Genomic DNA, 25263 nt, shown 5'->3' with positions numbered 1-25263 from the left:
ACATTCCCTTTATTTATAAAATGCCTGCAACAGAGCTTGCTTGCAAAGGAAAATCTTAGAGACGTCTAGAATAATCAATAATTTGTATAAATAAGCACGGCATTGAGTTAATAATGGACGACCTTAATAAGCCTTGCTGCATTAAGACTGGTTTGCTTTTATTGAATCCATGGCTGTCGGCATCTACTTTGCAACAACAACAGGTAAAACTGAGGATATTGCTGATCGGCTTCATCCTCTCCTCAATGGCACAAATACACCTCAGGATTTAGCTGATCTACAGGACTTAAGCCCGCTAAACGATTTAGATGCGATTATCTGCGGTATTCCAACATGGAACACAGGTGCAGATAGTGAACGATCTGGTACAGCGTGGGATTCAATGCTCGAAGGCATCTCCAAGCTAAGCCTTAGTGGTAAACAAGTCGCAATCTATGGGCTCGGAGACTCATCGACTTATACCGAAAACTTCTGTGATGCTATTGAAGAGCTACATCAATGCTTCAAAAATGCAGGAGCGACAATGGTGGGATATGTATCAAAAGATGGTTATACATTTGAAGATTCAAAGAGTTTAATAGGGGACAAGTTCTGTGGTCTACCACTCGATGAAGACAGCGAATCAGACATGACGGATGATCGACTGATGTCATGGGCAATTCAGCTCAAGCAAGAGATACCTGCGTTAAATTAATGATACTTACAAGATATCTCTATTAAACAAGAGATCACAATTGCAAACAACTCATCCACTCTTTTTTTCACATCTCATCGATCGATTAATAGCCTGGTATTAATCGATGAAGAAATAACATATTTCATCACCACAGTAAAGATAAGATAATTAAATATCTCTGATTCATGCTTTGCTCTGAGATTATTAGATTGTTCGCGAGCTTAACAGGCCTGCTAGTGCCTGAAAGCGATAAGCAGGATACTCTATTAAACATTAAATTCGCTAGGTTCTATTACCGTGAAATGTGTAATGCCTATATGGATTAAACAAATAGTTGATCAAGTAAAAATTGCAAACGCCTTTTGCAATCTACAATTTCATATGGAAGAGTATAAAAAATGCTCTGGATTATCTTCAAACACAACTTTGAAATATCAAGCTGTTGATGCAAGTCAAAGCTTGCGATCTAGAAGCTGAATGTCGTTCTCAATACACCACCAAACTGGTTGAGTGTTTCTTCAGTATCCATAAGCCCTGAGACAGGGCGGCTCAGATAGAAGAGGCCTGGGGTAACAACAATGTTGTCAGTCGCCTGGAACTTATACCAAAGCTCTGAAACATAGTTTCCATCATGAGGTGTGCCACCACCTTTAAGCCTGGTTGCGAATGGTGCCTGGCCGATCGCGAAACCACCAGCGTTACCTTCAACAAACAGATCATTCCATTCGAGACCAACCATCCAGGACTGCGACTGAGAAACTTCTCCCTTGTAAACATCATGGTCATCCTCAAAGCTGGATGAATTGATGCCCCAGCCAAGGCTAACTGAAGGGATCCAACCATTCTCTTGAGGATTCCAGTATGCAGACAATGCGAAGGCATTTGTATAGCTATCGGTTCCAGAAGTGAATCCGTAGCTATCAGCTACATCCATACTCGAGTAAAGGACAAGATCATTATTTTGAAGATAGCTATAGGTCGCAGCGACACCCCACTGCTCATCGATATATCCGATTTGAGCAGTTCCTGTTCCAGCTGAACAATCATTAGCTATGCCACCACAAAGATCATCATTGGAATTGGGATCACCGTTACGTCCATTGGCAGCAACATAATTGACACTGATTGCCCAACCATTGTTCTCCCACCAAATGCCAGCGCCCTGACCCAGGTTTTTGTTGAAAGCACCAGCTGATGCACCAGGTAATGTGACAACATCCAAAACCGTTGAAGATCCATCACTTGCATAGGCCGTTGGCCAAATTGCAAGCATGTCTTCCTGGCCAACGATTGCGCCAAGAGTTGCGGAGAAGTTCTCACCAATCGGGAATTGGTAAAAAATCTTGTCGATATACACGAGATCGGCACCAGTTTCTGACTCAGACGCAACTTCCAAGGTCGAGAGGTTTGTGGGTCCATCTCCTCCGAATACAGTCTTTCCGAAGTTACCTGCACGCAAAGTAGTAGACAGTGAGTCCTTACCTGTAAAGCTAGTGTTCAGCACAAGCTCAAGGTCATAGTTGAAGCTGGTTGCACCCCACTCTTTGTTATAGATATCTCTTACGTCGTCAAGTGAGCCAGCAAAGCTATTTGCACCGATAACAAAGGAAGCCTGACCAACAAGCTTGGTGGTGGTGGAGAACTGAGTGGCTTCCAGTTCACCAACGCGGGCTTGGCCATCAACACGGCCTTGAGGATGGCGAGCTCCTGCTCGAATTCGTTGAGCAGACGACGCAGTTCGTCGGTGACTTCAGTGATGCGATCGAGGCAGGCATTCAATAGAGCAGCCGCTTCAAAGCGGGTCATTGCTCTGTTGCCCAGGTAGCTACCACTTGGATAGCCAGCCACACAGCCGTAGCGCTCAATCAGGTTGCTCAGCGCCTGATAAGCCCAATCGGTTGGGTAAACATCTTGGAATTGGGAGATGCTGGTGACCTGCTCGCTGGAGGCCGAATAATCGGACACACCTTTGATGTCTAGGTCTGCGGCATTAGCAGCCATAGGAGCCATCAGGCCCAAGGCAGCAGGTGCCACCAGCAATTGCTGGAAGAGTTTCATTTGGTTCCTCACACAGATAGGGGAGAAAGGCGGATGATAATGATCTGTTATTAGCATGAGCCTTTGAAAGACTATTAGTGCCTATACCGACAGAAATTGCGATAGTATCAAGATGAAGCATCGAATTCTGCATGTAATACTTGACATGCAATTGAAGGCGCTCTAATCAATGAATCTCTACGAAAGACCTGTCTTAATTATTGGTTAGACTTGAAAGCTAGCCTTGTAAAAATAAAACTGTCGACACATAGGCAACGCCATCAAATTCTGCAAGATAGTATTGAGACTGAGGAGTACTGACTACTATGATAGAAACATTATTAAGGGGAGGAGTCCAATAAGATCAATCATAAGGATAGGCATTGGGTACAAAAAACTGCTCATTAATTGGTGGGCGCTCATATTCACCCTGTTCAGGCCTAGCTGGAAGTTTGATGGCCGGCGGTGTCATGTCTTCCCAGGGGACCTTGCCGAGCAAATGCCGAATACAATTTAGACGAGCTCTACGTTTATCATCAGCCTCTACGGTGAACCATGGAGCTTCAGGAATATTAGTGTGAGTCAACATCACATCCTTTGCTTTGGAAAATTCAACCCAACGATTACGAGCCTCAAGATCCATCTCGCTAAGCTTCCAACGACGCGTAAAATCGTTAATCCTTGACTGGAATCTGGCCTCCTGTTGTACGTCACTAACTGAAAACCAATACTTGAGTAAAAGAATGCCACTTTGTACGAGCATCCTTTCAAATTGAGGACAAGCTTGATAGAAGCGATCTAGCTCATCTTGTGTACAAAAACCCATGACCCGTTCCACTCCAGCGCGGTTATACCAACTGCGATCAAACACGACAATTTCTCCAGCGCTAGGGAAATGATCAACGTATCGCTGGAAATACCACTGAGTCTTTTGTTGATCTGATGGAGTTCCCAAGGCCACAACACGGCAACCTCGGGGATTCAAAGGTTCTGTCAATCGTTTGATCGTGCCCCCTTTACCAGCTGCATCACGGCCTTCAAACAGCACAATCATGCGAAAACCAGTGGCTTTTATCCAGTACTGCATCCTCACCAAATCAGACTGAAACTTCTTCAATTCAGACTCATATAGCTTCTTGTTGAGACGTTGAGCACTTGAATGAAGACCATCTAAAAATGCTGATGGATGTTGGATATCTTGATCAGTAGCATCAAGTCTTTCCATATCCAGCTCACTGATTCTCTCTGATGACACAGAAGCCTTCTTCTGTTTCTTGTTCTTGTCTTTGCCCATTTCATCTTTCTAGCAAAGCAAACTTGTATTGCCTGCTAAAGTGACAAAAAGAAAACATCAATCAAATTTTATAAATCCTTGAGCAATCTGACAAAAACAATTGAGAATATCAACGGCGTTTTACGCCAATGACTAGTCAGGAGGATTAAAAGGCAATTGAAGCCTTACGGCAAATCGACCAGGTTGATCTTTAGTGGTTCGATCAGAAGCAACAAAACTAAGTTGGCCTGCATGTCGACTAACAACATGAGCAACGATCGCCAACCCGAGGCCGCTATGCCCCTGTTCCCGGCGTGATTCATCCAAGCGTTGAAAAGGTTGTAAGGCTCGCTCCCACTGATCCATTGGCATGCCTTTCCCCTGGTCCCAAACTTCGATGTGATAGCTGTGTTCAAAGCCACGCAGCGACACAGTCACGGGGGCTAAACCGTAGGTAAATGCATTGTCGATGAGATTGACAACTGCTCGTCCCAAGGCAACAGGCCTCACCTTGGCCATAAGAGGTTGAAGATCAAGCCTCAGCAAGTCGGCAGAATGAGCAGCGCAGACTTCTGCCATCCACGCCTCTAGAGGCAACTCCACCAAGGCTTCGCTATCACCACCACCGGCAAAAAGAAGAAACTGGCCAGTAATTCGCTCAAGAGACTCTAAATCCCTTGAACATTGCTCACTATCCTTAGCACTGAGGGATGGCAAAGACAGCCGAAAACTGAGTCGAGTTATGGGGGCTCTCAGATCGTGGGCGATGCCTGCAAGCATCGTTGCCCTTTCACGGCGGTTGGCCGATAAGCGTAAAAGCATGGCGTTGAAACGTTGTGTGAGGCGTTGAACTTCAGGAGCTCCAACTGCTGCTACAGCCTCAGGATCAATACCATCGCCAACACGAGCGAGAGCCCTTTCCAGCCCCCTCAACGGTCGATCAACCTGAAAGAGAAGAAAAAGACCACCACAAATCACCACGGCACCAACCAAAGCGAGCCCAAACATGATTGGCTCCGGTGGCCAACCAAACGCGGAACGCAGTCCAACTCGGAGCCAAACGGGCTCTAAAGGGGAAATAAGTTCAATCCAAGCTCCACGTTGCGCAGCTTCAGCCGAGAAAGGAACCAAAATTGGACAATGGGAGAGTCGTTGGCATAGCTGCCTCTGAAGCGCATCTGTTTGCCGCTGAAGAGAATGATCAAATCGGGGCGGATCTAGTGGTCGATCGATCACTGCTAGATCCAGCCCTGTTAGCTCAGAAACCAAAGCAGGGGGATACCGCTCAAGAGCTAACTCAGTAAGACGAACGTTGAGTGATAGATCACGACCAAGTTGAACGGTCTGAAGCATCTCTAACTGTCGGCCAAAGAGCACCTGCAAAACCAATAGACAAAGCGCCCAACTGCCAAGAACAACGCCACTCCAGCCCAAAGCAGTGAACACGATCGCCGACCTGCGTTGTATCCGCGTCATCAGCGAGACCTGGGCTCACCATCAGGGACAAAAACATATCCATAGCCCCATACCGTCTGGATATAGCGAGGTCGACTGGAATCGGGTTCAACCAACCTTCTCACCCTCGAAACCTGAACATCCATGCTTCGACTATCTGTATCACAAGCTGGCCCACGTGCGAGTTCAATCAATCTTTCCCTAGAAAGAGGGCGATGAGGATGTTGTACAAAGGCGGACAACAAGCTGAATTCTCCACTCGTAATCACAACTGGAGAACCATTTTGGGTCAGGGTACGAGCGGAAAGATTCAACACATTCCCACCAAAAACCACATCGCCACCCTCGGCTAAAGGGGTGCCAGCAGGAAGCGCACAGCGCCGTCTCAAAACGGCTTCAATACGAGCAGAAAGCTCTCGTGGAAGGAATGGCTTGCCGAGGTAATCGTCTGCACCTTGCTCGAGACCGATGATCCGATCAACGGCCTCCCCCCTCGCGGTAAGCATCACAACAGGCAAATCATCCCCTGCATCACGCAAACGACGCAGAGCGGAAAGGCCATCATCACCCGGCAGCATCAAGTCAAGGACAACAAGATCAGGTCGTTGAAATTCCAACCGTGCTTCCAGTTGCTTGACATCGCTGAGACAGCGAACGTCATAACCCTGGTCAATCAGATAGGTACCCACCATCTGACGCAGTTCTGGGTCATCGTCCACAACCCAGATCATCGAGGAGCGTTCCATCACTATTGCGTGCTCTAGAAGCCACTGTTCCTCGATGGTATAGACAATCTCTATCGCTTTTTTTAAAGGGGTTGGAGCATGTCACAGCTCAAAGAGCTTTGGTCATAGTTCAGTCATCGACATTGATGGACACGATCCATAGGCTGATTGCATGACAAATCAGCCAAGGCCCCCTCTTTGCTGGCCGAAATCATTGCAGTCAAAGGTTTTCAGGTTGATCACTGCAGGACTGATCAGCGCTGGAGCTCTGCTGAACCAAACCGCTGCCGAAGCACTACCAGATGGCATTAAGTATTACGGCCAACGCATGGAAGCCATGTTCTTACGACTGGACCTCAACGGCGATGGTCGGCTGGATGCAAGCGAGGTTGGAGAAAAGACTTACCTGATAAGAAGGCTGAATAGAAAGAATTCACGAGGTTATTTAGTTTTAGAGGACTTGCGACCTCCCGGCACTCATCCAAACGGTAAACGTCTCCAACAACGTTTCAAGCAAGCCGATATCGACGGCAATGGGAAACTCAATCGCGATGAAGCTCAGTCAATCCGCTGGCTGGCCAACAACTTCAACAAACTGGATTTAAACAACGATAGAGATATAACGATGGAGGAACTTTGGATGCTGCAAAGATCGCTGGCGCCGCATCCTCATCCTCGCAAGCACTAACGACGCATCTGGCGACGGATTGGCCTTCTGGAAACCTTCTTCGGCCTACTCCATAGTTGTGTAAAAAACCTCAACATCCGCCAGCTGCCACCAAGGAGAAGGATTAGTCCAAGCATCACGAGTCCAGCTAACAAAATCACCGAACCAAGACCCAAAAGGGCCTCAAGCAGATGAGTGATACCGCGAATCAGATCAGCGATTGCTTCGCTGACAATCACCACCCCATCGAGTCGTTGAGGAATCCAGTTCAAAAAAGCTAATAAACCGATGCCGCCAACCAACATCAGCATCGATTCAACACATTGACGCCAAAGAGGAAGCACCTTTCTGGGTCGAGATCTGCGGAAAACCTGTCGTTGACGATCTGAGTTATTGAATTTTCGAAGAGGACTGCTCATGGGATAAGTCAGTAGGGGGGTCCGCTTCAACAGGACACGATTAATTCGATCTTCAAGCCTGCATACCTGCCAATGGGAGGTATAAAAGTGTTTTCAATAGACCGTAATTCTGGCCTGCAAGATCTGTTCGTCAACGATCAGAACGTGATTGCAACTCTGGCGCATTAGAAGTGGCCGGGGACAGCGTTCCATCTGGATTGCGTGGAACAGGCAGCAACAGACCAAGACCTGCAATCAAAACCAATGCTGCGCCACCAATCAATGGAGCCCCTAAGCGTTGGCCAAGAGGGACTCGCTCGGCCAATTCCTGTCGAGGCAATGGGTAATCAATTGGCAACTCCCAGTGCACCTGCACTCGTGAGTCAAGACGAAGTTCATCCAGACAACGCACGAGATCAGCAAGCTCTGCATCATCAAGGGTAAGAGTGAGAGGAGGGACATTCGGCTGACTACTACGCAAAAGCAGTTGATGTCTGTCCCCAACAGGAGACATAACAACCACACTGGTTTCGTCACCAAAAGCTCGACTGACACCAGAAATGCGGTGGCGTGAATAGGGGAGCACAGCAGCCATCAAGGCCTGCAAATGTTCACGCTTGCCTTCTAGCTCTGGTGAACCAACCAACTGCAGCCGCCAACTCGACAGGATGCCTAGAAAACCATCCCCGTGACCTGCGGAGAAATCTGGCATGCCCTCCACCTGAAGGCGGACTGCCGTTTGGTCATAACGGAAAGAGAGGTTCAGCATCAGGGTGTCGGATCAAGCAGGCTGGCGCGCAGGCGATCGACTCCTCCATTACCAGCAGCAAGAGCAAGCGTAAGCACCAGCTCACGCTGAATAGGCTGAGATTGCTCTGGCCTCAACAGACGCTGAACAGCTCCGCGCCGAGGATTCATCCTCTCCTCGATCAGATCGCGCAGTCGCTGATCCAGCAAAGTCCAGCGCTGCAAATTGAGTTCTTCTGGTTCACGTGAAGAAAGCAGCTGATGAAGAAGGGGATAAAGACGGCTTGCCATAAAACAAAGCAGGCGAAGCAAAGCCTCAGTATCAATAGAAGTGAGGTCACCTCGACGGGTAGCGCGTCTCAGTGGATTGTGACAACGTCGCTTCCAAAGCTCAACCCGGTTGGGGAACTGTTTCTGCAAACCCAACTGATTGGTTGCCCAGAGCATCGCCTCACCACCATTGAGATCAAGTGATTCGACCACAAGCAAGAGAAGGTCTAGACGCTCAAGTCCTCTCCTGCCAAGAACGGTGTTGTTCTGCACGCCGCTCTGCTTTTGCTCAAAGGGTTTCTGTGGCTGAACAGTTGATGAAGGATCTGAAGTGGTTGTTGCATTGATCATGGCTGCGATGATGCCAGGCCTAAGGCCCCTGCGTCACCACTCTTTGGATCTTCGCCACCTCATTCAAGACGTACCAGACTTTCCAAAACCTGGAATTCTCTTTCGGGACATCAGTCCCCTGCTGCGTGATCCCGATGGCTGGGATGAAGTGATGCGACAGCTAGGAGATCTCTGCACAGAACTCAAACCCGATTTAATTGTCGGAATCGAATCACGTGGATTCATTGTGGGAACAGCGTTAGCAACGAATCGGAAAATCGGCTTTGTTCCGGTTAGGAAGCCTGGCAAATTGCCTGGTGATGTTCTTGGCATCGACTATTCCCTGGAGTACGGCAGCGATCGGCTCGAGATTCATGCGGATGCTCTGCAAGGTCATCCCCGTGTCTTATTGGTGGACGACCTTCTGGCGACTGGAGGAACTGCAAGAGCCACAGTCGAGTTAATCGAGAAAGCTGGTGGCGATCTGGTGGGATGTGGTTTTGTGATCGAATTAGCCGCTCTCGGCGGGCGGCAGCAACTTCCGGTTGAGATGCCAGTGAAGTCACTGATTATCTACTCCTGATCATTTTCCCAATCGAGAACCTGCTGATACTGAGCCAAGCTGAGTAAACCGAAACTCCAAAGCACGACCGGCAGAGGTGCTTGCTCAAGTTCTGCCTGACGCAAGCCCAAGTTCAGAGCGTTCTCGCTAAGGCCGAGTTTCTGTTGCAAAAACTGCAGTAACTGGGGTGAGAATGAGGGCTGCGGATGGCTACTGATCACCATTTAACCAACTGCAGTAGACGATCATTCTGGCAACAATCTGATGACTGTGATCGGTCCATCTGTCATGGCCTTCAAAAGCAACTGACGCAACAACGAGAGGCGAGCCAGAAGAAACATCAGCGGCAGTCGAACCATCAGCAAGAGGATGTTTCGACTGGAGAAAAAGCGCACGATCAGATCAGTAAATAAACCAACCAACACGAGATCAAAAATGCGCTTGCGGGCATAGACCTGAGGCAACTTCTCAACAGGCAACTTGCCCTCATCGACATTCTTCACAAGGTTCATCAACGTGCTTACGTCACGCCAACAAAGATTCAACCCTTGTCCTCCGACAGGGTGACAGCGATGCCCCGATTCACCCACAAGGACGCCACGACCTCGCTGCAAACGAAAGGCAAAGGCGAGTTGGAGAGGGAATGCCGCAGGACGATCCAAGAGCACATCTGGCTGAAGGCCATCTGGTAACACCGCAGCAAGATGATCAAGAAAGCACGAAGGAGATAGACCAGCACGTTCTTGGCATCGTCTCAAAGGACCACTCCAAACCATCTGGAAGACCTCACCTCCCATTGGCAAGACAGCTAGAGGACCTTCAGCACGAAAAAGCTCATATGCCATCAAAGGATCAGCACCCCGAAGCAGCACCTTGGCGGTTAAACACCCATTTTGATAAGGATGGTTCCAAGTGTTGATACCCCATGCCTGCCGGGTAAGAGATCTCGGACCATCAGCCGCAACAACCAAATCGTGACCATCAAGATGATGATCATCAAACCTCCCCAAATTCAAAAGCACCTTTGGAGATGTCTGAAGACGATCAATCAGCAATTCCATTAATGGTCGATGGTCAAGAATCCAGCCGACGGCACCGTGAAGCTGATTTTGGCTTGAAAGATCATCAACCTCAAAATAGGTATGACGATTCAGCTCCTGATCATCTAGCCGCAATCTTGTAAATGGAGCGAGATGAGGAATCAGTGAGGCCCATAGATCAAGTGATTGAAGCAATCGCCTTGATGAATGCGTAAGGGCATAGGCTCTACTTCGTGCAGGCAACTCTTCCACTGTCAAGGGGTCACAGAGAGTGACGCTGTTACCTAGCCGAGCAAGAGCAAGCGCCAAAAGGGTCCCAGTGGGACCAGCGCCAAGGATCTTCACTCGTATGTCAACTGGCAAAGACCCTTTTGCTGCAGAGTGGAACCTGTTCAAGTGGTCAACCAGAAAATGAGAAACAGATCACTAGTGATTTTGCTGCAAGTTCGCCAATAGCTGTGAATTGATCAATCATGTTCTAAAGCTCCTCAAAGCAGTTTCCCAACCATCTCTGCAAAAAGTGAAGGGCAATGCAATATCCCTGAGCATGGCGAAGCCTCCACAGAGATGTTAACTGGCTGGCACCCCCCCCCGGTATTTCAGTGGCAAATCCTAAAAGTGTTCAATCTTAAAAGTATTGATTGATCAACCATTCTCTTGTTGAGAACCTCACAGAGGAATCGATTAATTGTATAAGTCAAAAGAACGATGCCATTTGCACTCCTAAGACTTTTCAAGCTAGTGGCAAGAAAAATCTCTTAGCGCGATTCAGCTGGTCTGGCGAGCAAAACGCAACTGACACAGCTCCTCAAATGCAGGCCTTAGCAAAAAGGGATACTCCCCGACCCACAACCGCTGCCCTGGCAACCATGCATCAGTCAGTGCAGCGATACGGCTGAAATCCTTGCGATCGCTTAGTACAAGGCAACGAATGAGAGATCCAGCTCGGATGAACTGATGCTTCTTGGACATCGGAAAGCTCAGTTGACCCAAATATCCATCTTCATCCTCTAACTCAAGAACAATCCAAGTCCGTCTGTTCTCAACAAGCTCCAACTCTCCAAGCTTGTTCGCTTGCTCATGACGGTCCAGCACTCGTTCACGGGTGAACACATTGGCCACCTCACCTTCGAAGATGGCCGCCGCCGGATAACGACGAAGGCCTGCATTGCGCTGACCCGCTTCAACGATTGGGCCCCAAAGCACATAAAGCAGAAGAGCCACTCCAACAACAAGCCAGACAGCACCCCATCGACTCGCCAGCTGACTCTGACTAATCAATAATGTGATCACACCTCCAATGGCGGCGATCATGACCCTCTGCAGAATCTTGCGAGGGTTGCCAAGGGCCGCTGCGAATTGATTACTGGTGGCCACTGCAGGGATAAGCCTCTGAAGCTCTCCTGGACGCAAAGGGACCAACATCGACACGCAAATGAATTTCAGATGAGGCGTTCAAGGCCATAAACCAGACCTTGAAGCTGTCGCACCTTACGAACGGTTAGCAACACACCTGGCATGTAGGCCGAACGATCAATGGTGTCGTGCCGGAGTGTATAGCTCTCTCCAGGAGCTCCGAACATCACTTCCTGATGGGCAACCAATCCAGGCAGACGAAGCGAATGGAGTCTTAAGCCACTAGCTCGTAAGCCACCACGGGAACCAGTCAGCGATTCATGCTCATCAACTTCAGGCGAATTAAAACTTTTACCGAGCTCCTCCATCATCTCTGCAGTTTTGATACATGTGCCACTCGGGGCATCAGCCTTACGGTTGTGATGCAGCTCAGTCAGTTCTGCATTGTCATAAAAGCGTGCAGCCGCTGCTGCTGCCTGTTGCAGTAAGACCATGCCAACAGAGAAATTTGGAATCACAGCGCCTCCCATCGACGCTTTTGCTGCAAATTCACTGAGATCAACCAACTGCTGATGTGAGAGTCCTGTGGTGCCTATAACCGGATGAACCCCATAGGCAAACGCCGCCCTGGTGTGCTCATAAACCACTGAAGGATGTGTGAAATCAACAAGCACAGCGCCTTGTCCAGGGCCAGTCCTATGAAAAGACTGGCTGACAGAACAAAGACAAGCCTCAATGTCGGACGTCAAAGCAACATCAAGAACACCAATTCCAAGCTCCTCGCCTATCTCCACACCTTCCTTGCCTGGCGTTGTGTCGACTGCACCAACCAACTCACAATCCGAAGCGAGATGAACAGCTTTGATGACCTCAGCCCCCATGCGGCCCAGTGCGCCAGCAACCACAACAGGAATCAACTCTGGAGGGACTGAGGTCATGGGAGGGCGATCGCTGAATAAAGCCTATGGGTCGACTCATGTAACACCCAGGCAGCGAACTTCACTCTGAGCCCCAGACAACCTAGGCTTCATCGAATTACTTTGCAGTACTCCAATGTTCACGCAGGTTCGCTCAGCCGATCGCCGAGTTGCTCCTGCGGAGAACCACAGCCATCAAGCTGTCATGAAAGCGGTGTATTTGGTACTCGAACCTCAGTACCAAAGTGCGCTTTCCCAGGCCGCAAACAGCCTCAATGCACAAAATGGAGCCATTGGCGTTGAACTGAGTGGTTACCTCATCGAAGAACTGCGCGATCCAAGCAACTTTGCAGACTTCCAAGCCGATGTAGCCGAAGCCGATGTTTTTATCGCCTCGCTGATTTTCATTGAAGACCTAGCTCAGAAAGTGGTGGACGCTGTCACCCCCTATCGCGAGCGGCTCAAAGCCATTGTTGTTTTCCCTTCCATGCCAGAGGTGATGCGGCTCAACAAGCTTGGCACCTTCACCATGGCCCAGCTGGGACAGAGCGATAGTGTTATCGCCAACTTCATGAAAAAGCGAAAGGAATCAAACGGTGCTGGATTCCAAGACGCAATGCTCAAACTATTAAATACACTCCCCAACGTTCTTAAATATCTGCCGGTTGATAAAGCACAAGATGCAAGAAGCTTCGTGCTCAGCTTTCAATACTGGCTAGGAGGTACACCAGACAACCTACGCAACTTCCTATTAATGCTGGCGGATAAGTATGTCTTTCCAGCGACAGAAGGAGAAGATCGTCCAAAACTAGACATCGTGGAGCCAGAGATCTTCCCAGACCTGGGCATCTGGCATCCGATGGCCCCGTCGATGTTTGAAGACCTCAAGGAGTACCTCAACTGGACGACCAGCCGCACGGATCTCTCAGAGAAAGCTCGCCAAGGCCCAATGATCGGTCTTGTGCTGCAGCGAAGCCACATCGTCACTGGTGACGATGCCCACTATGTCGCTGTCATTCAAGAGCTTGAGTTCCGTGGTGCACGTGTCCTCCCCATTTTCTGCGGTGGGCTTGATTTCTCTAAGCCTGTCAATGCCTTCTTTTTCGACCCAGTCAACCCTGACCAACCCCTAGTCGATGGGGTGGTTTCCCTCACTGGATTTGCCCTTGTAGGTGGCCCTGCCAGACAGGATCACCCCAAGGCTATCGAATCTCTCAAGCGCCTTAGCCGCCCTTATATGGTTGCGCTCCCGCTTGTCTTCCAAACAACTCAGGAATGGGAAGTTAGCGACTTAGGCCTGCATCCAGTTCAGGTTGCACTACAAATCGCCATCCCCGAATTAGACGGAGCCATCGAGCCAATCGTGCTCTCTGGTAGGGATGATGCCACCGGCAAAGCCCACACACTTCAAGACCGGGTTGATGCGATTGCTGAACGAGCAATCCGTTGGTCATCTCTAAGAATCAAGTCAAGAGCTGAGAAAAAATTAGCAATTACTATTTTTAGTTTCCCTCCAGATAAAGGAAATGTTGGCAGTGCTGCCTACCTCGATGTTTTTGGTTCCATCCATCGTGTTTTGGAGGAAATGAAGGCTCAGGGCTACGACATCCAAAACCTCCCCAAAGACTCCAAAGCACTGATGGAGGCGGTAATCAATGATCCTGAAGCACTAGAAGGAGCACCAGAACTGGCCATTGCACATCGAATGAGTGTGGCTGAGTACGAGCACCTGACACCTTATTCAGAGCGCCTTGAAGAAAACTGGGGCAAGCCGCCAGGAGAACTCAATAGTGATGGGCAAAACCTACTGATCTATGGACGTCACTTCGGCAACATCTTTGTAGGCGTTCAACCCACCTTCGGCTACGAAGGAGACCCAATGCGCTTGCTCTACTCAAGAAGCGCCAGTCCTCATCACGGCTTTGCTGCTTACTACACCTATCTCGAAAAGATCTGGAAAGCTGATGCTGTGCTCCATTTTGGCACCCACGGATCTCTCGAATTCATGCCAGGCAAGCAGATGGGCATGAGTGAAACCTGCTATCCAGATTCATTGATCGGAGGGCTGCCAAATCTTTATTACTACGCAGCAAACAATCCCTCCGAAGCAACGATTGCAAAAAGGCGTGGTTATGCCTCCACAATCAGCTACCTCACTCCTCCAGCAGAAAATGCTGGACTTTACAAAGGTCTAAAAGAGCTAGGCGAACTGGTGGGGTCCTACCAACAACTGCGTGAAGGCGGTCGTGGTGTGCAAATCGTCAATACCATCATTGAAACCGCACGTCAATGCAATCTTGATCGCGACGTAGACCTGCCAGAACAAGACGCGGCAGAGCTAGATCTCGACCAACGGGATGCCGTTGTTGGCGCGGTGTATAGCCAATTGATGGAAATCGAGAGTCGCCTTCTGCCATGTGGACTTCACACGATCGGCAAACCACCCACGGCAGAAGAAGCGATAGCGACTCTGGTAAGCATCGCCGCCCTTGAACGTGAAGACGACGGTCTTCGCTCGCTTCCTGGGCTGTTAGCAGAAGCAATAGATCGCAAAATAGAAGATATTTACAAAGGAAATGATGACGGCATTCTTGCTGATGTAGAGCTCAATCGCACTATCACTGAGGCATCTCGTGTCGCCGTTAGGGCGATGGTGAAATCTCTCACTGGACGAGACGGACGCGTGAATATGAAAGATAATTCCAACTGGTATTTGGATTGGTTTTTTAATCTACTTCAGCGTTTTGGTGTAACACGCCCCAATGCATGGCTGCAAGCCTGTAGAAAAGCTGGATTCGGCAACATTGATTCCATTGAGCTTGACAAACTGTTTGCTTATTTGCGCGGTTGCCTTGAAAAGATATGCGCAGACATGGAAATGCAGAGCCTTCTGCGTGCCCTCGATGGAGAATATGTGCTTCCTGGTCCAGGTGGAGACCCAATTAGAAATCCAGGGGTTCTGCCAAGTGGCAAAAACATTCACGCTCTCGATCCACAGGCCATTCCTACCAGAGCTGCCGTTGCTGCAGCAAAAGGAGTCGTCGATAAATTAATTGAACGTCAACGCCAAGAACAGGGTGATTGGCCAGAAACAATTGCCTGTGTTCTTTGGGGTACAGATAACATCAAAACCTACGGCGAATCACTTGCGCAAATTCTCTGGTTTATTGGTGTAAATCCAGTACCAGACTCTGTAGGCCGTGTTAACAAGCTAAAACTCATTCCCCTTGAAGAGCTTGGTCGACCAAGGATTGATGTGGTTGTGAACTGTTCAGGAGTATTTCGAGATCTGTTTATCAACCAAATGGCATTAATCGATCAAGGCGTCAAGATGGCAGCTGAGGCCGATGAACCACTGGATCAAAACTTCGTACGCAAACACTCCCTTGAACAAGCAAAGGAACAAGGCACAAGCCTTAGGGATGCCGCTTGCCGTGTATTTTCTAATTCAAGTGGAAGTTATAGCTCAAACGTAAATCTTGCAGTAGAGAACTCAACATGGGAAGAAGAGAATGAACTTCAAGAGATGTATCTTTCACGCAAGACATTTGCCTTTAATGCTGACAACCCAGGAGAGATGAACCAAAACAGAGAAGTATTTGAATCTGTTATGAAAACAGCAGATGTCACTTTCCAAAACCTTGATTCTGCTGAAATTTCGCTTACTGATGTCAGCCACTACTTCGACTCAGACCCCACAAATTTAATCAAGGGTCTTAGAGATGATGGCAAAGCTCCCGCGAGTTACATCGCAGATACAACAACAGCAAATGCGCAGGTCCGCTCACTGAGCGAAACGATTCGATTGGATTCCCGTACAAAGCTACTTAATCCAAAATGGTATGAAGGCATGGTCAACTCAGGCTATGAAGGCGTTCGCGAAGTCGCCAAGCGCCTGAACTTTACCCTCGGCTGGAGCGCAACTAGCGGACAGGTAGATAACTTTGTCTACGAAGAGTCAAACGAAACCTTCATCAATGATCCAGAGATGCGTAAGCGTCTCATGGAACTTAATCCACATAGTTTCCGTCGTATTGTTGGCACCTTATTAGAAGTTAATGGCAGAGGTTACTGGGAAACATCTGATGAGAATATTCAGCAATTGCAAGAGCTTTACCAGGAAATTGAAGATCGAATTGAAGGAGTAACAACGCCAGACAACCAATCGTCTGGCGAATGATTAAAAAGTAACTCAAACCCTAATTACCAGAGTCTGCTAGCCATTTGAAGGGTCTGATGGATTGGGCCCACATCATGCACTCTTACCATTGCCGCCTTCGCCTGCACACAACGGCAGGCCACGGCGGCAGTACCCCATAGACGAGCCTCTGGGTCCGGTTGGTGCAAAACATCTCCGATGAAGCGTTTCCTTGAGGGCCCAACCAAAACAGGGAAGCCTTCAGAGCAAATCCTCTCTAGATGCTTCAACAACATCAGATTTTGTTCAGTGGTTTTAGCAAAACCCAAGCCTGGGTCCCAAATCAACTGATCAGATCGAATACCAGCAGCCAAAGCTTGATCCGTTCGACGAAGTAGTCCAAGACGAACCTCTTCAATCACATCGCTATAAGTGGCGAGTTGATCCATGGATTGACTGTTGCCACGGCTATGCATCAACACATAGGGACATCCTGCTTCGGCAACAACCCTCAGCAACTCAGGGCCACGCCTGCCGCCGCTGACATCATTAATCCAATCTGCACCTGCTTGCAGAGCCGCCTCCGCCACCTCCACAAGGAATGTATCCACAGAGATCAACGCCTGCGGGTGAGCTGCACGTATTGCATGAAGAGCAGGCATCATTCTGTTCAACTCCTCTTGCCAGCCAACCTCCTCGGCCTTAGGCCTCGTGCTCTGAGCACCAAGATCTAGTACATCAGCCCCTTGCTGTATAAGAAGAGTTGCCTGTGCGAGGGCACTAGCAGGCTCTAGATAATTGCCACCATCGCTAAAAGAATCGGGCGTGATATTAATCACCCCCATCACCTTCGTTCGCTGTCCCCATTCCTGAGGCCAAGGAGATTTAACTGGTTTGATAATTGGCAATGCGAGCAAAACTCTCTGGGTCAAGGGAGGCACCACCCACCAACACTCCGTCGATATCACTCATTGACATCAACTCATCAATATTTCCTGGTTTGACCGAACCCCCGTACTGAATGATTAGTTCTGAAGCACCGACCCAACGACGAATGAGGCCACAGATACGATTCGCCTCCGATGCTTCGCACGTCTTGCCCGTGCCAATGGCCCAGATGGGCTCATAAGCAACCACAAGCTTGTCTGGATCGGTGTCTTCCAGTCCCTGTTCCACCTGTCGTCGAATCACACGCTCAGCCTCTCCTCGTTCACGCTGCTCATCACTTTCACCCACGCAAACAATCGGGATCAGACCATGCGCTTGGGCTGAACGAGCACGACGGTTGATCTGTTCATCACTCTCACTGAAGTATTTGCGTGGTTCACTATGCCCAACAATCGCGTATCGCACTTGATGCTCCAGAAGCATCGTTGGCGAAACCTCTGCGGTATAAGCACCATCATCCTCCCAATGCACATTCTGGCTTGACAATTCCAGACGAGTGCCGCCTACGGACTCTGCCATTGAGGAGATAGCGGTGAATGGTGGGGCAATCACTACATGACGATCATTGGGAGTGGCTTCAATTAATGGCAGGAACATGGCCGTGTACTCCCTTGCCTGAGCACAGGTCATGTGCATCTTCCAGTTGCCAGCGATCACGGGTTTACGCACGCTCAGGTCCTCTGAAGTTCCGCAGGGGCTAACTTACGGCCCTGTCGAAGCATTGCCGACAAAGACCGCCTCATCTGTGCCCAATCGAACCCGGTTGCCTGAACTCAAATGGAGGCCACGCCTAGTTTCAACAGAGCCATTGACAAACACCTGCCCTGACTGGATCAGCTGTTTCGCCTCGCCTCCAGTGGCCACCCAGCCCTGCCATTTAAGAAATTGATCCAACTTCATTGAATAAGCAGAGCGTTCACGCAACTAGTGTGACTCGATGTTTTCCTCCTCCGAAGCCGGCTTCCGCAGACTGCTTCCCCTCTTACGCCCTCACCTGCGCAGGCTGATCTGGGGAGGTGTGTGCATGCTGATTTACGTAGGATGCTGGCCGCTACTGGCATGGCTTGCTGGGCAGCTGATTCCAGCGATCGGGGCAGGCAAGCTGGCCCAGGTCGTCCAAGTGATTGCCATAGCACTCACTGTTTTTCTGGTTCAAAAACTGGCTCAATTCGGACAGGACACCATGCTTGCCGGGCCAGCATTGCGAGTGAGCCAAGACCTGCGTCGTGATTTGTTTGCACAGCTGCAACAAGTCGAACTAGGGGCCCTCGAGAAACTGTCTTCAGGAGATCTGACCTATCGGCTCACTGAGGATGCCGATCGGGTGGGAGAAGTGATTTACAAGACCATTCAAGACACCACACCAAGTGCTCTGCAATTGGTAGCGGTATTTGGCTATATGGTTTTTCTTGACTGGCAACTATCACTAGCCACCCTGCTGCTAGCGCCAATGGTGGCGATCTTGGTAAGCCAGTTTGGTGCCAGAGTCATGAGAGCTGCCGAACGCAGCCAGCGTCAAGTGAGCGATCTTGCAGGGCTACTTGGTGAAGCAATCCAAGGGTTGCCTTTGGTGAGAGCCTTTGCTGCAGAACCCTGGCTTCAGAAGCGCTTTGATGCCGAAGTTGATCTTCATCGTCAAGCGCGATACCAAACCCTGCGCCTGCTCGCTCTACAGCATCCTGTCGTGGGCTTCATCGAAGCCGCTGGCATCCTCACAGTCTTGGCGATTGGTGCCGCTCGGATTCAAACCGGCGGAATGGATGGGCAAAGTTTCAGCAGCTATGTGGCTGCCTTGCTGATGCTGATCGATCCAATTAGCCACCTCACCACGAATTTCAATGAATTCCAGCAAGGCCAGGCCTCACTACGACGCCTGCGAGAAATTGAACGCGAACCACAGGAACCTCCTGACATTGACGAGGCTGAACCACTGGGTCGCTTAAAAGGTGATCTAGTGCTTCGTCACGTCAGTTTTGCCTATGTCAATCAGAAACAGGTGCTACACGATCTGTCTCTAGAAGTGAAGGCTGGCCAGATCGTTGCACTCGTGGGTCCATCTGGTGCTGGAAAGAGCACTCTGTTTTCATTACTTTTACGCTTCAACACGGCCCAGCAAGGAAAGATTTTTCTAGATGGTCATGAGCTCAGCCAGGTCAAAGCCCAGGAGCTAAGACATCAGGTGGCCTTGGTGCCGCAACGAACAACAGTCTTCTCTGGCAGCGTCGAAGAAGCCATTCTTTTCGGTCGAAATGTGAGTCAAGAGAAGGTCAAAGAAGCAGCAATCCTTGCCAACGCTCACGATTTCATCATGTCATTACCGGAAGGATATTCCACTCAATTGGAAGAACGCGGCACAAACCTTTCTGGTGGCCAACTGCAACGCATCGCCATTGCCAGAGCCGTGCTCGGCAATCCAGCCGTGCTGCTGTTAGATGAAGCCACTAGTGCGCTGGATGCCGAAGCGGAAGCAGCCGTACAACTAGGTCTTAAACAAGCTATGCAGGGGCGAACTGTTCTAGTGATAGCCCACCGTCTTGCAACTGTTCAGGAGGCTGATCATATTATTGTACTAGAAAAAGGGCGAATCTGTGATTGTGGCAATCATGACGAACTAATGAGTCGAGCTGGTCGCTACAGGGATCTCTGCGAACGACAAATTATTCGCGATAGAAAAAGAGGCCGTCCGAGTCAATAAGGGATACGAGCCGTCAGGGCAAATTCCTACGATATGATTTTAGGTGAGCTATAGACAATCTCATTCTCATGCTTTAGAAAGAGCTGGATAACCTTTTGGTGAACGAATGCCTCCGAAATGGCCCTTCGGAAGGTCCGAAAGCACAAATGCCACTCAAGAACAGAACTCACCTCCGATGACTGACTCAGCAGCAAACAAGCCTGATCCCGTACTCACTTTTGAAGGCAAGCGCTACGACCTGAATTCATTACCAGATGAACTGAAGGAACTAATCCGTGGCATGCAAGTTGCTGATGCCCAACTACGCATGCACGAAGACACCCTAAAGGTTTTGGCAGTAGGTCGTCAGACTCTGGCAATGCAATTGAATGAAAAGCTCAAAGACGTCACCCCTCTACCAGACGCATCTTGACTTTCTTTTTCCCCATACCTTCTAACCCTTTTTCAATTAATAGCGTCTCTGCAGCTAATGGATGTTCCTAATATGATCATCTATAAAGCCAATCTGACTAGGCAAATCCACGAAGATTAAGTTCGCAAACAATATCCTAAACCTGCCGTCTTCAGCTTAGCGATGCAGGCAATATTGACATTGTCTTCTTATTTTTTTACAAAATCAATCTCAGCAAAGCTGCCAGCCATTGAGATATTTTCTTGCCTAATAAGATGGAGACAGCATTACCAAAAAGCAATGCCAAAGCTCCAACAAAGACATAAAGTCCACACCTAGCATCATCGATTTAGATGTTAGCGAGATAATGATGATAATTACTCAATCAATCGTAAATTTAACTTTATCCTTTTTTACAATAGTCTTAAGTGTACCTAAAAACAGACGAGCTTAAAAGAATTATTATCTTCTACCCCAAAATGAACAGAATTAGTTTACCAGTCGAACAAAGGTTGCATTATTAGTCTCAAATCAATTGGCAACCATTGTCACTTATTTTAAAGCTGCTCAAGCTCTACGAACTTAAACAACTGCCGTTCAGCAGCCATTCCAGCAAAAGCATCTTTTTCAACTAACCTTTCACTCAATACCCATAAGCCATCATCAGCCAAGGGCACAAAAGTATCAGTGAATTGACTGATGCCACTGGTAGGCTCGTTTGTTTTTGGGTCGTGGTATTGACTGCTGTATGTATGACTTAGGTAGCCATAACCTGTATTCGTCGTACTTTTTGTAAAAATGGTCACCACTGTTCCATGAATATGGCGATGAACCATCGTCACCACATCATTTTTGATGCGATAACGATCACCAAGATTTTTACCTCCAACGATCACTTCTAAGCCAACATCATCGTTATCACCTGCGGTAAAAGTGTTTTCACCATGGGTCTTTTCAAAACTGCGTCGTACTCGATGTATGGCAACTTCCCATAGCTGGGAAGAGACAGCCTTGGCGATCAATTCATCTTCTATACCATCAATATGGGCCTTGAGATCCGCCCCCAACACAAACTGCCCTTCCACGACGCGATCATCCGTGACCCACAGACACCGACCCCGATAACCAGAAAAGACCGGATCCCAGGTGTAGCGATTCTCATAAGCCGCCTGAAATAGTTCTCGACAATCACTACCAGGAGCCAAAAAAATAGGGGAAGCGTTAGCGATCACGGCAAGAATTTCAGTTGAGCAAGCCTAATGGGAGATCAAACATGGATGTCTTGAAGGGCCGCTACGGATAATGACTGTTGCTGGAGTGCCGTGATTCCCTCGACAGCGGCTCGTGCTCCAGCAATCGTCGTAAGGGTAGGCACGGAGTAATCAAGAGCTGCTCGTCGCAAATATTTGTCGTCATGAGCGGCCTGACGGCCAATAGGTGTGTTGATCACCAACTGAATCTGACCAGAGCGAATCAAATCTTCGATGTTGGGACGTCCCTCATGAACCTTAAGTACTGGCTGAACGTTCAATCCAGCCCGATTAAGGGCTTGAGCAGTTCCGGAGGTGGCCGTGAGATCAAAGCCAAGTTCAATCAGCCTTTCAGCGACAAGTATTAGCGCTGGCTTATCCCGGTCATGAGTAGAGAGAAAGACAGTTCCACGAATTGGGAGGGAATCACCAGCTGCAATTTCAGACTTGGCAAACGCCATGCCAAAACTGGAAGCTGAACCCATCACTTCTCCAGTGGACCGCATCTCCGGGCCAAGCACCGAATCGGCCCCAGGGAAACGACGGAATGGCAATACGGCTTCCTTGACAGACTGAAGAGGCGGTTGAGGCTCATGCGTAAGTCCAATAGCCGCCAAGGTCTCTCCTGCCATGAGCCGAGTGGCGATCCTGGCCAGGGGTACTCCTGTGGCTTTAGCCACAAAAGGAACGGTACGAGAAGCACGAGGATTGGCCTCGATGATGAACACTTGTTCATCACCCGCTTCATCCCGCTGGACAGCGAACTGCAGATTGATCAACCCCTGAACTTTGAGCGCAAGGGCCAACGCTTCACTCCAGAGACGAATCGTGCGAAGGGCTTGCTCACCAAGAGAGATGGAGGGAAGGCAGCAAGCGGAATCTCCAGAATGAATTCCAGCCGGCTCAATGTGTTCCATCAAACCGCCAATCACGACAACTCCATCAGAGTCACAGAGAGCATCAACATCAACTTCCACAGCATTTTCCAGATACTGATCGATGAGCACTGGATGATCAGGTTCGACCTGAAACGCTTCAGCCATATAGCGATTCAACTCTTGTTCATCAAACACCACCTCCATGGCTCGGCCTCCAAGCACATAAGAGGGACGAACAACAACGGGATAACCAATGCGAAGTGCTACGGCTCGGGCATCTTCCTCACTGCGAGCCAAGCCATTACGAGGCTGGCGAATTTGAAGCTGCCGCAGGATCGCCTCGAACTGCTCACGATCTTCAGCCCGATCAATTGATTCTGGTGATGTACCCCATATCCGTGTGCCTGTTGACTTTCCGATCGAACTCTCTAGCCAACGAAGCAAGGGAATCGCCAACTTGAGTGGGGTCTGACCACCAAACTGAACAATGACACCATTAGGCCGTTCAGCCTCAATCACATTGAGTACATCCTCAAGAGTAAGAGGTTCGAAATAAAGTCTGTCACTAGTGTCATAGTCAGTGGAGACAGTTTCGGGATTACTGTTAACCATCACAGTGACAAATTCCTTGTCCTGAGCAGCAAATGAAGCATGGCAACAGCAATAGTCAAACTCAATTCCTTGGCCGATACGATTAGGACCGCCGCCAAGAATCATCACTTTTGCGCGGCTGTCTGTAACGACCTCACTTTCCGGCTCAAGTTTATACAATTGGTCATCAGAATCAAGACGGTACAGGGGGCGCTCATAAGTTGAGTAATGATATGGAGTAGTAGATGAAAATTCGGCAGCGCAAGTATCGACTGTCTTAAAAATAGGTTTGATATTTAACAGTTCACGACGAGCACGTACAGCAAGTTCCTCAGAACCTGTCGCCCAAGCAATCTGACGATCGGAATAGCCAAGCTGCTTCAAGCAGAGTAGAGACTCCTCATCCAATTCATCTAATGTGCGGCCATGCAGATGCGTTGTCTCAATATTGATCATGTGGCGTAATTTGGCTAAAAACCAAATATCAATTTTGCTCAAAACGTAAATATCAAGGTCACTGCGTCCGGCCAACATCGCTGTTCTCACTGCCATGATCCGCTCAGGAGAAGGCGTGCGCAACAAACGCTCAATTTCTGTAGGCGTAAATTCTGGCTCTTGACGATCACAACCCCAACCAGCCCGCCCAATTTCTAGAGAACGCATCGCTTTCTGAAAAGACTCTTCGAAACAGCGACCGATCGCCATTGCCTCTCCCACAGACTTCATTGCCGTAGAGAGAACAGCAGGGCTGCCCTTAAACTTCTCAAATGCAAATCGTGGAATCTTCGTGACGACATAATCAATTGTGGGTTCAAAACACGCTGGTGTCTTACCCGTGATGTCGTTGATAATTTCGTCAAGGGTATAACCAACAGCAAGACGAGCAGCAATCTTGGCAATTGGAAACCCCGTGGCCTTACTTGCCAGCGCTGATGATCGACTAACGCGCGGATTCATTTCAATAACAACCACCTCGCCATCATCTGGATTGATCGCGAACTGAATATTGCTACCCCCCGTAGCAACACCTATCTCACGAATAATGGCAATGGATTGATCTCTAAGCCTCTGATACTCACGATCGGTGAGAGTTTGCGCAGGGGCAACAGTGATTGAATCTCCTGTATGAACACCCATTGCATCGAGATTTTCAATGCTACAGACGATCACAACGTTATCCGCCAAATCACGCATCACCTCTAACTCGAACTCCTTCCAACCCAACAACGACTTTTCGATCAAGATCTGAGAAACCGGGCTGGCATCAAGACCGCTTTTGCAGATCGCTGCAAATTCTTCAGGGTTGTAAGCAATGCCACCACCACTGCCACCAAGAGTGAAGGCTGGTCGGATGATGCGCGGAAAACTATTAATCACTTCACCAACCTCTTCTGCCTCCTTGAGGCTGGAAGCAATCCCTGAAGGACAAACGTTGACTCCTATACGCTCCATCGCCTGCTTAAAAAGCTGGCGATCTTCGGCCTTTCGAATTGCAGCTAGATCTGCACCGATCAACTCAACGCCAAAACGTTCGAGTGTGTGATTTTCAGCCAATGCCACCGCCAAATTAAGAGCCGTCTGGCCGCCCATGGTTGGCAGCAACGCATCAGGGCGCTCTAACTCAATGACGCGAGTCACCACCTCGGGTGTGAGCGGCTCGATATAGGTGCGATCAGCCATCTCCGGATCCGTCATGATTGAGGCCGGATTGGAATTCACCAACACCACCTCAAAACCTTCATCCCGCAAGGCCTTGCATGCTTGAGTGCCGGAATAATCAAATTCACAGGCCTGGCCAATCACGATCGGACCTGACCCCAGCAGCAGGATGCGACGCAGATCAGACCTACGGGGCATGGAATTTCGGGTGTTGGCCAAACGCGACTAGCTTCCCATGCAACGTCAGAGATAGCTCAGGA

General features: G+C 49.1%; 21 protein-coding genes and 1 pseudogene. 6 read left to right on the top strand and 16 right to left on the bottom strand.

All coding sequences use genetic code 11. From position 1 onward, the window contains the following. Positions 1-169: 169 nt before the first annotated feature. Entirely contained in the window at positions 170-694 is a 525-nt protein-coding gene (fldA, locus tag SIB41_RS04745) for a flavodoxin FldA (protein WP_011130179.1), read from the top strand. A gap of 448 nt (positions 695-1142) precedes the next feature. Here fldA and SIB41_RS04740 read toward each other — a convergent pair. The 4 genes and pseudogenes from SIB41_RS04740 to SIB41_RS04725 all read right to left on the bottom strand — a co-directional run bounded on the left by SIB41_RS04740 (position 1143) and on the right by SIB41_RS04725 (position 6187). Next, positions 1143-2734, bottom strand: a pseudogene (locus SIB41_RS04740) (iron uptake porin). A gap of 343 nt (positions 2735-3077) precedes the next feature. Continuing rightward, a complete protein-coding gene (ppk2, locus tag SIB41_RS04735; RefSeq protein WP_413360855.1) occupies positions 3078-4007 on the bottom strand; it encodes a polyphosphate kinase 2 in 930 nt (309 codons plus the stop codon). A gap of 132 nt (positions 4008-4139) precedes the next feature. Further along, the gene (locus tag SIB41_RS04730) at positions 4140-5462 is read right to left on the bottom strand and encodes an ATP-binding protein (RefSeq protein WP_413360853.1); all 1323 of its coding nucleotides are present in this window, start codon (positions 5460-5462) and stop codon (positions 4140-4142) included. Continuing rightward, positions 5462-6187, bottom strand: a complete 726-nt coding sequence (locus SIB41_RS04725; RefSeq protein WP_011130183.1) for a response regulator — start codon at positions 6185-6187, stop codon at positions 5462-5464. Before SIB41_RS04725 ends, SIB41_RS04730 begins: the two co-directional genes overlap by 1 nt. Before the next feature lie 151 nt (positions 6188-6338). On the opposite strand from SIB41_RS04725, the gene SIB41_RS04720 reads away from it, so the two are divergent. Beyond that, positions 6339-6854 carry a hypothetical protein gene (locus SIB41_RS04720; protein WP_413360851.1) on the top strand — a complete coding sequence of 172 codons (516 nt, stop codon included), beginning with the start codon at positions 6339-6341 and terminating at the stop codon, positions 6852-6854. Here SIB41_RS04720 and SIB41_RS04715 read toward each other — a convergent pair. The 3 genes from SIB41_RS04715 to SIB41_RS04705 all read right to left on the bottom strand — a co-directional run bounded on the left by SIB41_RS04715 (position 6851) and on the right by SIB41_RS04705 (position 8599). Continuing rightward, on the bottom strand, positions 6851-7282 hold the full coding sequence (locus SIB41_RS04715) for a hypothetical protein (RefSeq protein ID WP_236066105.1): 432 nt from the start codon (positions 7280-7282) through the stop codon (positions 6851-6853). The genes SIB41_RS04720 and SIB41_RS04715 overlap by 4 nt on opposite strands. Positions 7283-7382: 100 nt before the next feature. Then, positions 7383-8000, bottom strand: coding sequence for a DUF4335 domain-containing protein (locus tag SIB41_RS04710; protein ID WP_413360849.1), 618 nt, complete (start codon positions 7998-8000; stop codon positions 7383-7385). Further along, positions 8000-8599, bottom strand: coding sequence for a DUF3038 domain-containing protein (locus SIB41_RS04705; RefSeq protein WP_413360847.1), 600 nt, complete (start codon positions 8597-8599; stop codon positions 8000-8002). The genes SIB41_RS04710 and SIB41_RS04705 overlap by 1 nt, the downstream gene beginning before the upstream one ends. Between SIB41_RS04705 and SIB41_RS04700 the strand changes: the two genes are divergently transcribed. After that, positions 8598-9161, top strand: a complete 564-nt coding sequence (locus SIB41_RS04700; protein ID WP_413360845.1) for an adenine phosphoribosyltransferase — start codon at positions 8598-8600, stop codon at positions 9159-9161. The genes SIB41_RS04705 and SIB41_RS04700 overlap by 2 nt on opposite strands. Here the strand turns inward: SIB41_RS04700 and SIB41_RS04695 are convergent. The 4 genes from SIB41_RS04695 to dapB form a co-directional block, all read right to left on the bottom strand. Continuing rightward, positions 9152-9364 (bottom strand): DUF2949 domain-containing protein, encoded by a 213-nt coding sequence (locus SIB41_RS04695; RefSeq protein WP_011130189.1) that lies wholly within the window; start codon positions 9362-9364, stop codon positions 9152-9154. The genes SIB41_RS04700 and SIB41_RS04695 overlap by 10 nt on opposite strands. 21 nt (positions 9365-9385) lie before the next feature. Beyond that, positions 9386-10576, bottom strand: coding sequence for an FAD-dependent monooxygenase (locus tag SIB41_RS04690; protein WP_157859808.1), 1191 nt, complete (start codon positions 10574-10576; stop codon positions 9386-9388). 372 nt (positions 10577-10948) lie between these two features. Then, positions 10949-11605: a hypothetical protein gene (locus SIB41_RS04685; RefSeq protein WP_011130191.1), complete on the bottom strand. Its 657-nt coding sequence runs from the start codon at positions 11603-11605 to the stop codon at positions 10949-10951. A 17-nt stretch (positions 11606-11622) separates the two neighbouring features. Continuing rightward, on the bottom strand, positions 11623-12474 hold the full coding sequence (gene dapB / locus SIB41_RS04680) for a 4-hydroxy-tetrahydrodipicolinate reductase (protein ID WP_063414873.1): 852 nt from the start codon (positions 12472-12474) through the stop codon (positions 11623-11625). 115 nt (positions 12475-12589) lie between these two features. Between dapB and SIB41_RS04675 the strand changes: the two genes are divergently transcribed. Further along, on the top strand, positions 12590-16633 hold the full coding sequence (locus SIB41_RS04675) for a magnesium chelatase subunit H (protein ID WP_413360843.1): 4044 nt from the start codon (positions 12590-12592) through the stop codon (positions 16631-16633). A gap of 23 nt (positions 16634-16656) precedes the next feature. Here SIB41_RS04675 and folP read toward each other — a convergent pair whose 3' ends face one another. The 3 genes from folP to SIB41_RS04660 are packed head-to-tail and all read right to left on the bottom strand — an operon-like array spanning position 16657 to position 18439. Beyond that, the gene (gene folP / locus SIB41_RS04670) at positions 16657-17523 is read right to left on the bottom strand and encodes a dihydropteroate synthase (RefSeq protein WP_413361388.1); all 867 of its coding nucleotides are present in this window, start codon (positions 17521-17523) and stop codon (positions 16657-16659) included. Beyond that, positions 17477-18208, bottom strand: a complete 732-nt coding sequence (tpiA, locus tag SIB41_RS04665) for a triose-phosphate isomerase (RefSeq protein ID WP_413360841.1) — start codon at positions 18206-18208, stop codon at positions 17477-17479. The genes folP and tpiA overlap by 47 nt, the downstream gene beginning before the upstream one ends. 33 nt (positions 18209-18241) lie before the next feature. Then, complete coding sequence (locus tag SIB41_RS04660) at positions 18242-18439, bottom strand: RNA-binding S4 domain-containing protein (RefSeq protein ID WP_063420274.1); 198 nt, start codon at positions 18437-18439, stop codon at positions 18242-18244. Positions 18440-18476: 37 nt separating this feature from the next. Here SIB41_RS04660 and SIB41_RS04655 point away from each other — a divergent pair, with 37 nt between their 5' ends. Further along, the gene (locus SIB41_RS04655; RefSeq protein WP_413360839.1) at positions 18477-20234 is read left to right on the top strand and encodes an ABC transporter ATP-binding protein; all 1758 of its coding nucleotides are present in this window, start codon (positions 18477-18479) and stop codon (positions 20232-20234) included. A 175-nt stretch (positions 20235-20409) separates the two neighbouring features. Continuing rightward, complete coding sequence (locus tag SIB41_RS04650) at positions 20410-20646, top strand: DUF6447 family protein (RefSeq protein ID WP_063420370.1); 237 nt, start codon at positions 20410-20412, stop codon at positions 20644-20646. Between the two features lie 536 nt (positions 20647-21182). Here SIB41_RS04650 and SIB41_RS04645 read toward each other — a convergent pair. Continuing rightward, a complete protein-coding gene (locus SIB41_RS04645; RefSeq protein ID WP_413360837.1) occupies positions 21183-21857 on the bottom strand; it encodes a DUF3386 domain-containing protein in 675 nt (224 codons plus the stop codon). A 35-nt stretch (positions 21858-21892) separates the two neighbouring features. Next, the gene (gene carB / locus SIB41_RS04640) at positions 21893-25201 is read right to left on the bottom strand and encodes a carbamoyl-phosphate synthase large subunit (protein WP_413360834.1); all 3309 of its coding nucleotides are present in this window, start codon (positions 25199-25201) and stop codon (positions 21893-21895) included. Positions 25202-25263 lie beyond the last annotated feature (62 nt).

This window comes from Prochlorococcus sp. MIT 1201 (genome assembly GCF_047303415.1).
Taxonomy (GTDB): Bacteria; Cyanobacteriota; Cyanobacteriia; order PCC-6307; family Cyanobiaceae; genus Prochlorococcus; species Prochlorococcus marinus_D.
This window is presented reverse-complemented; position numbering and strand designations above follow the sequence as displayed.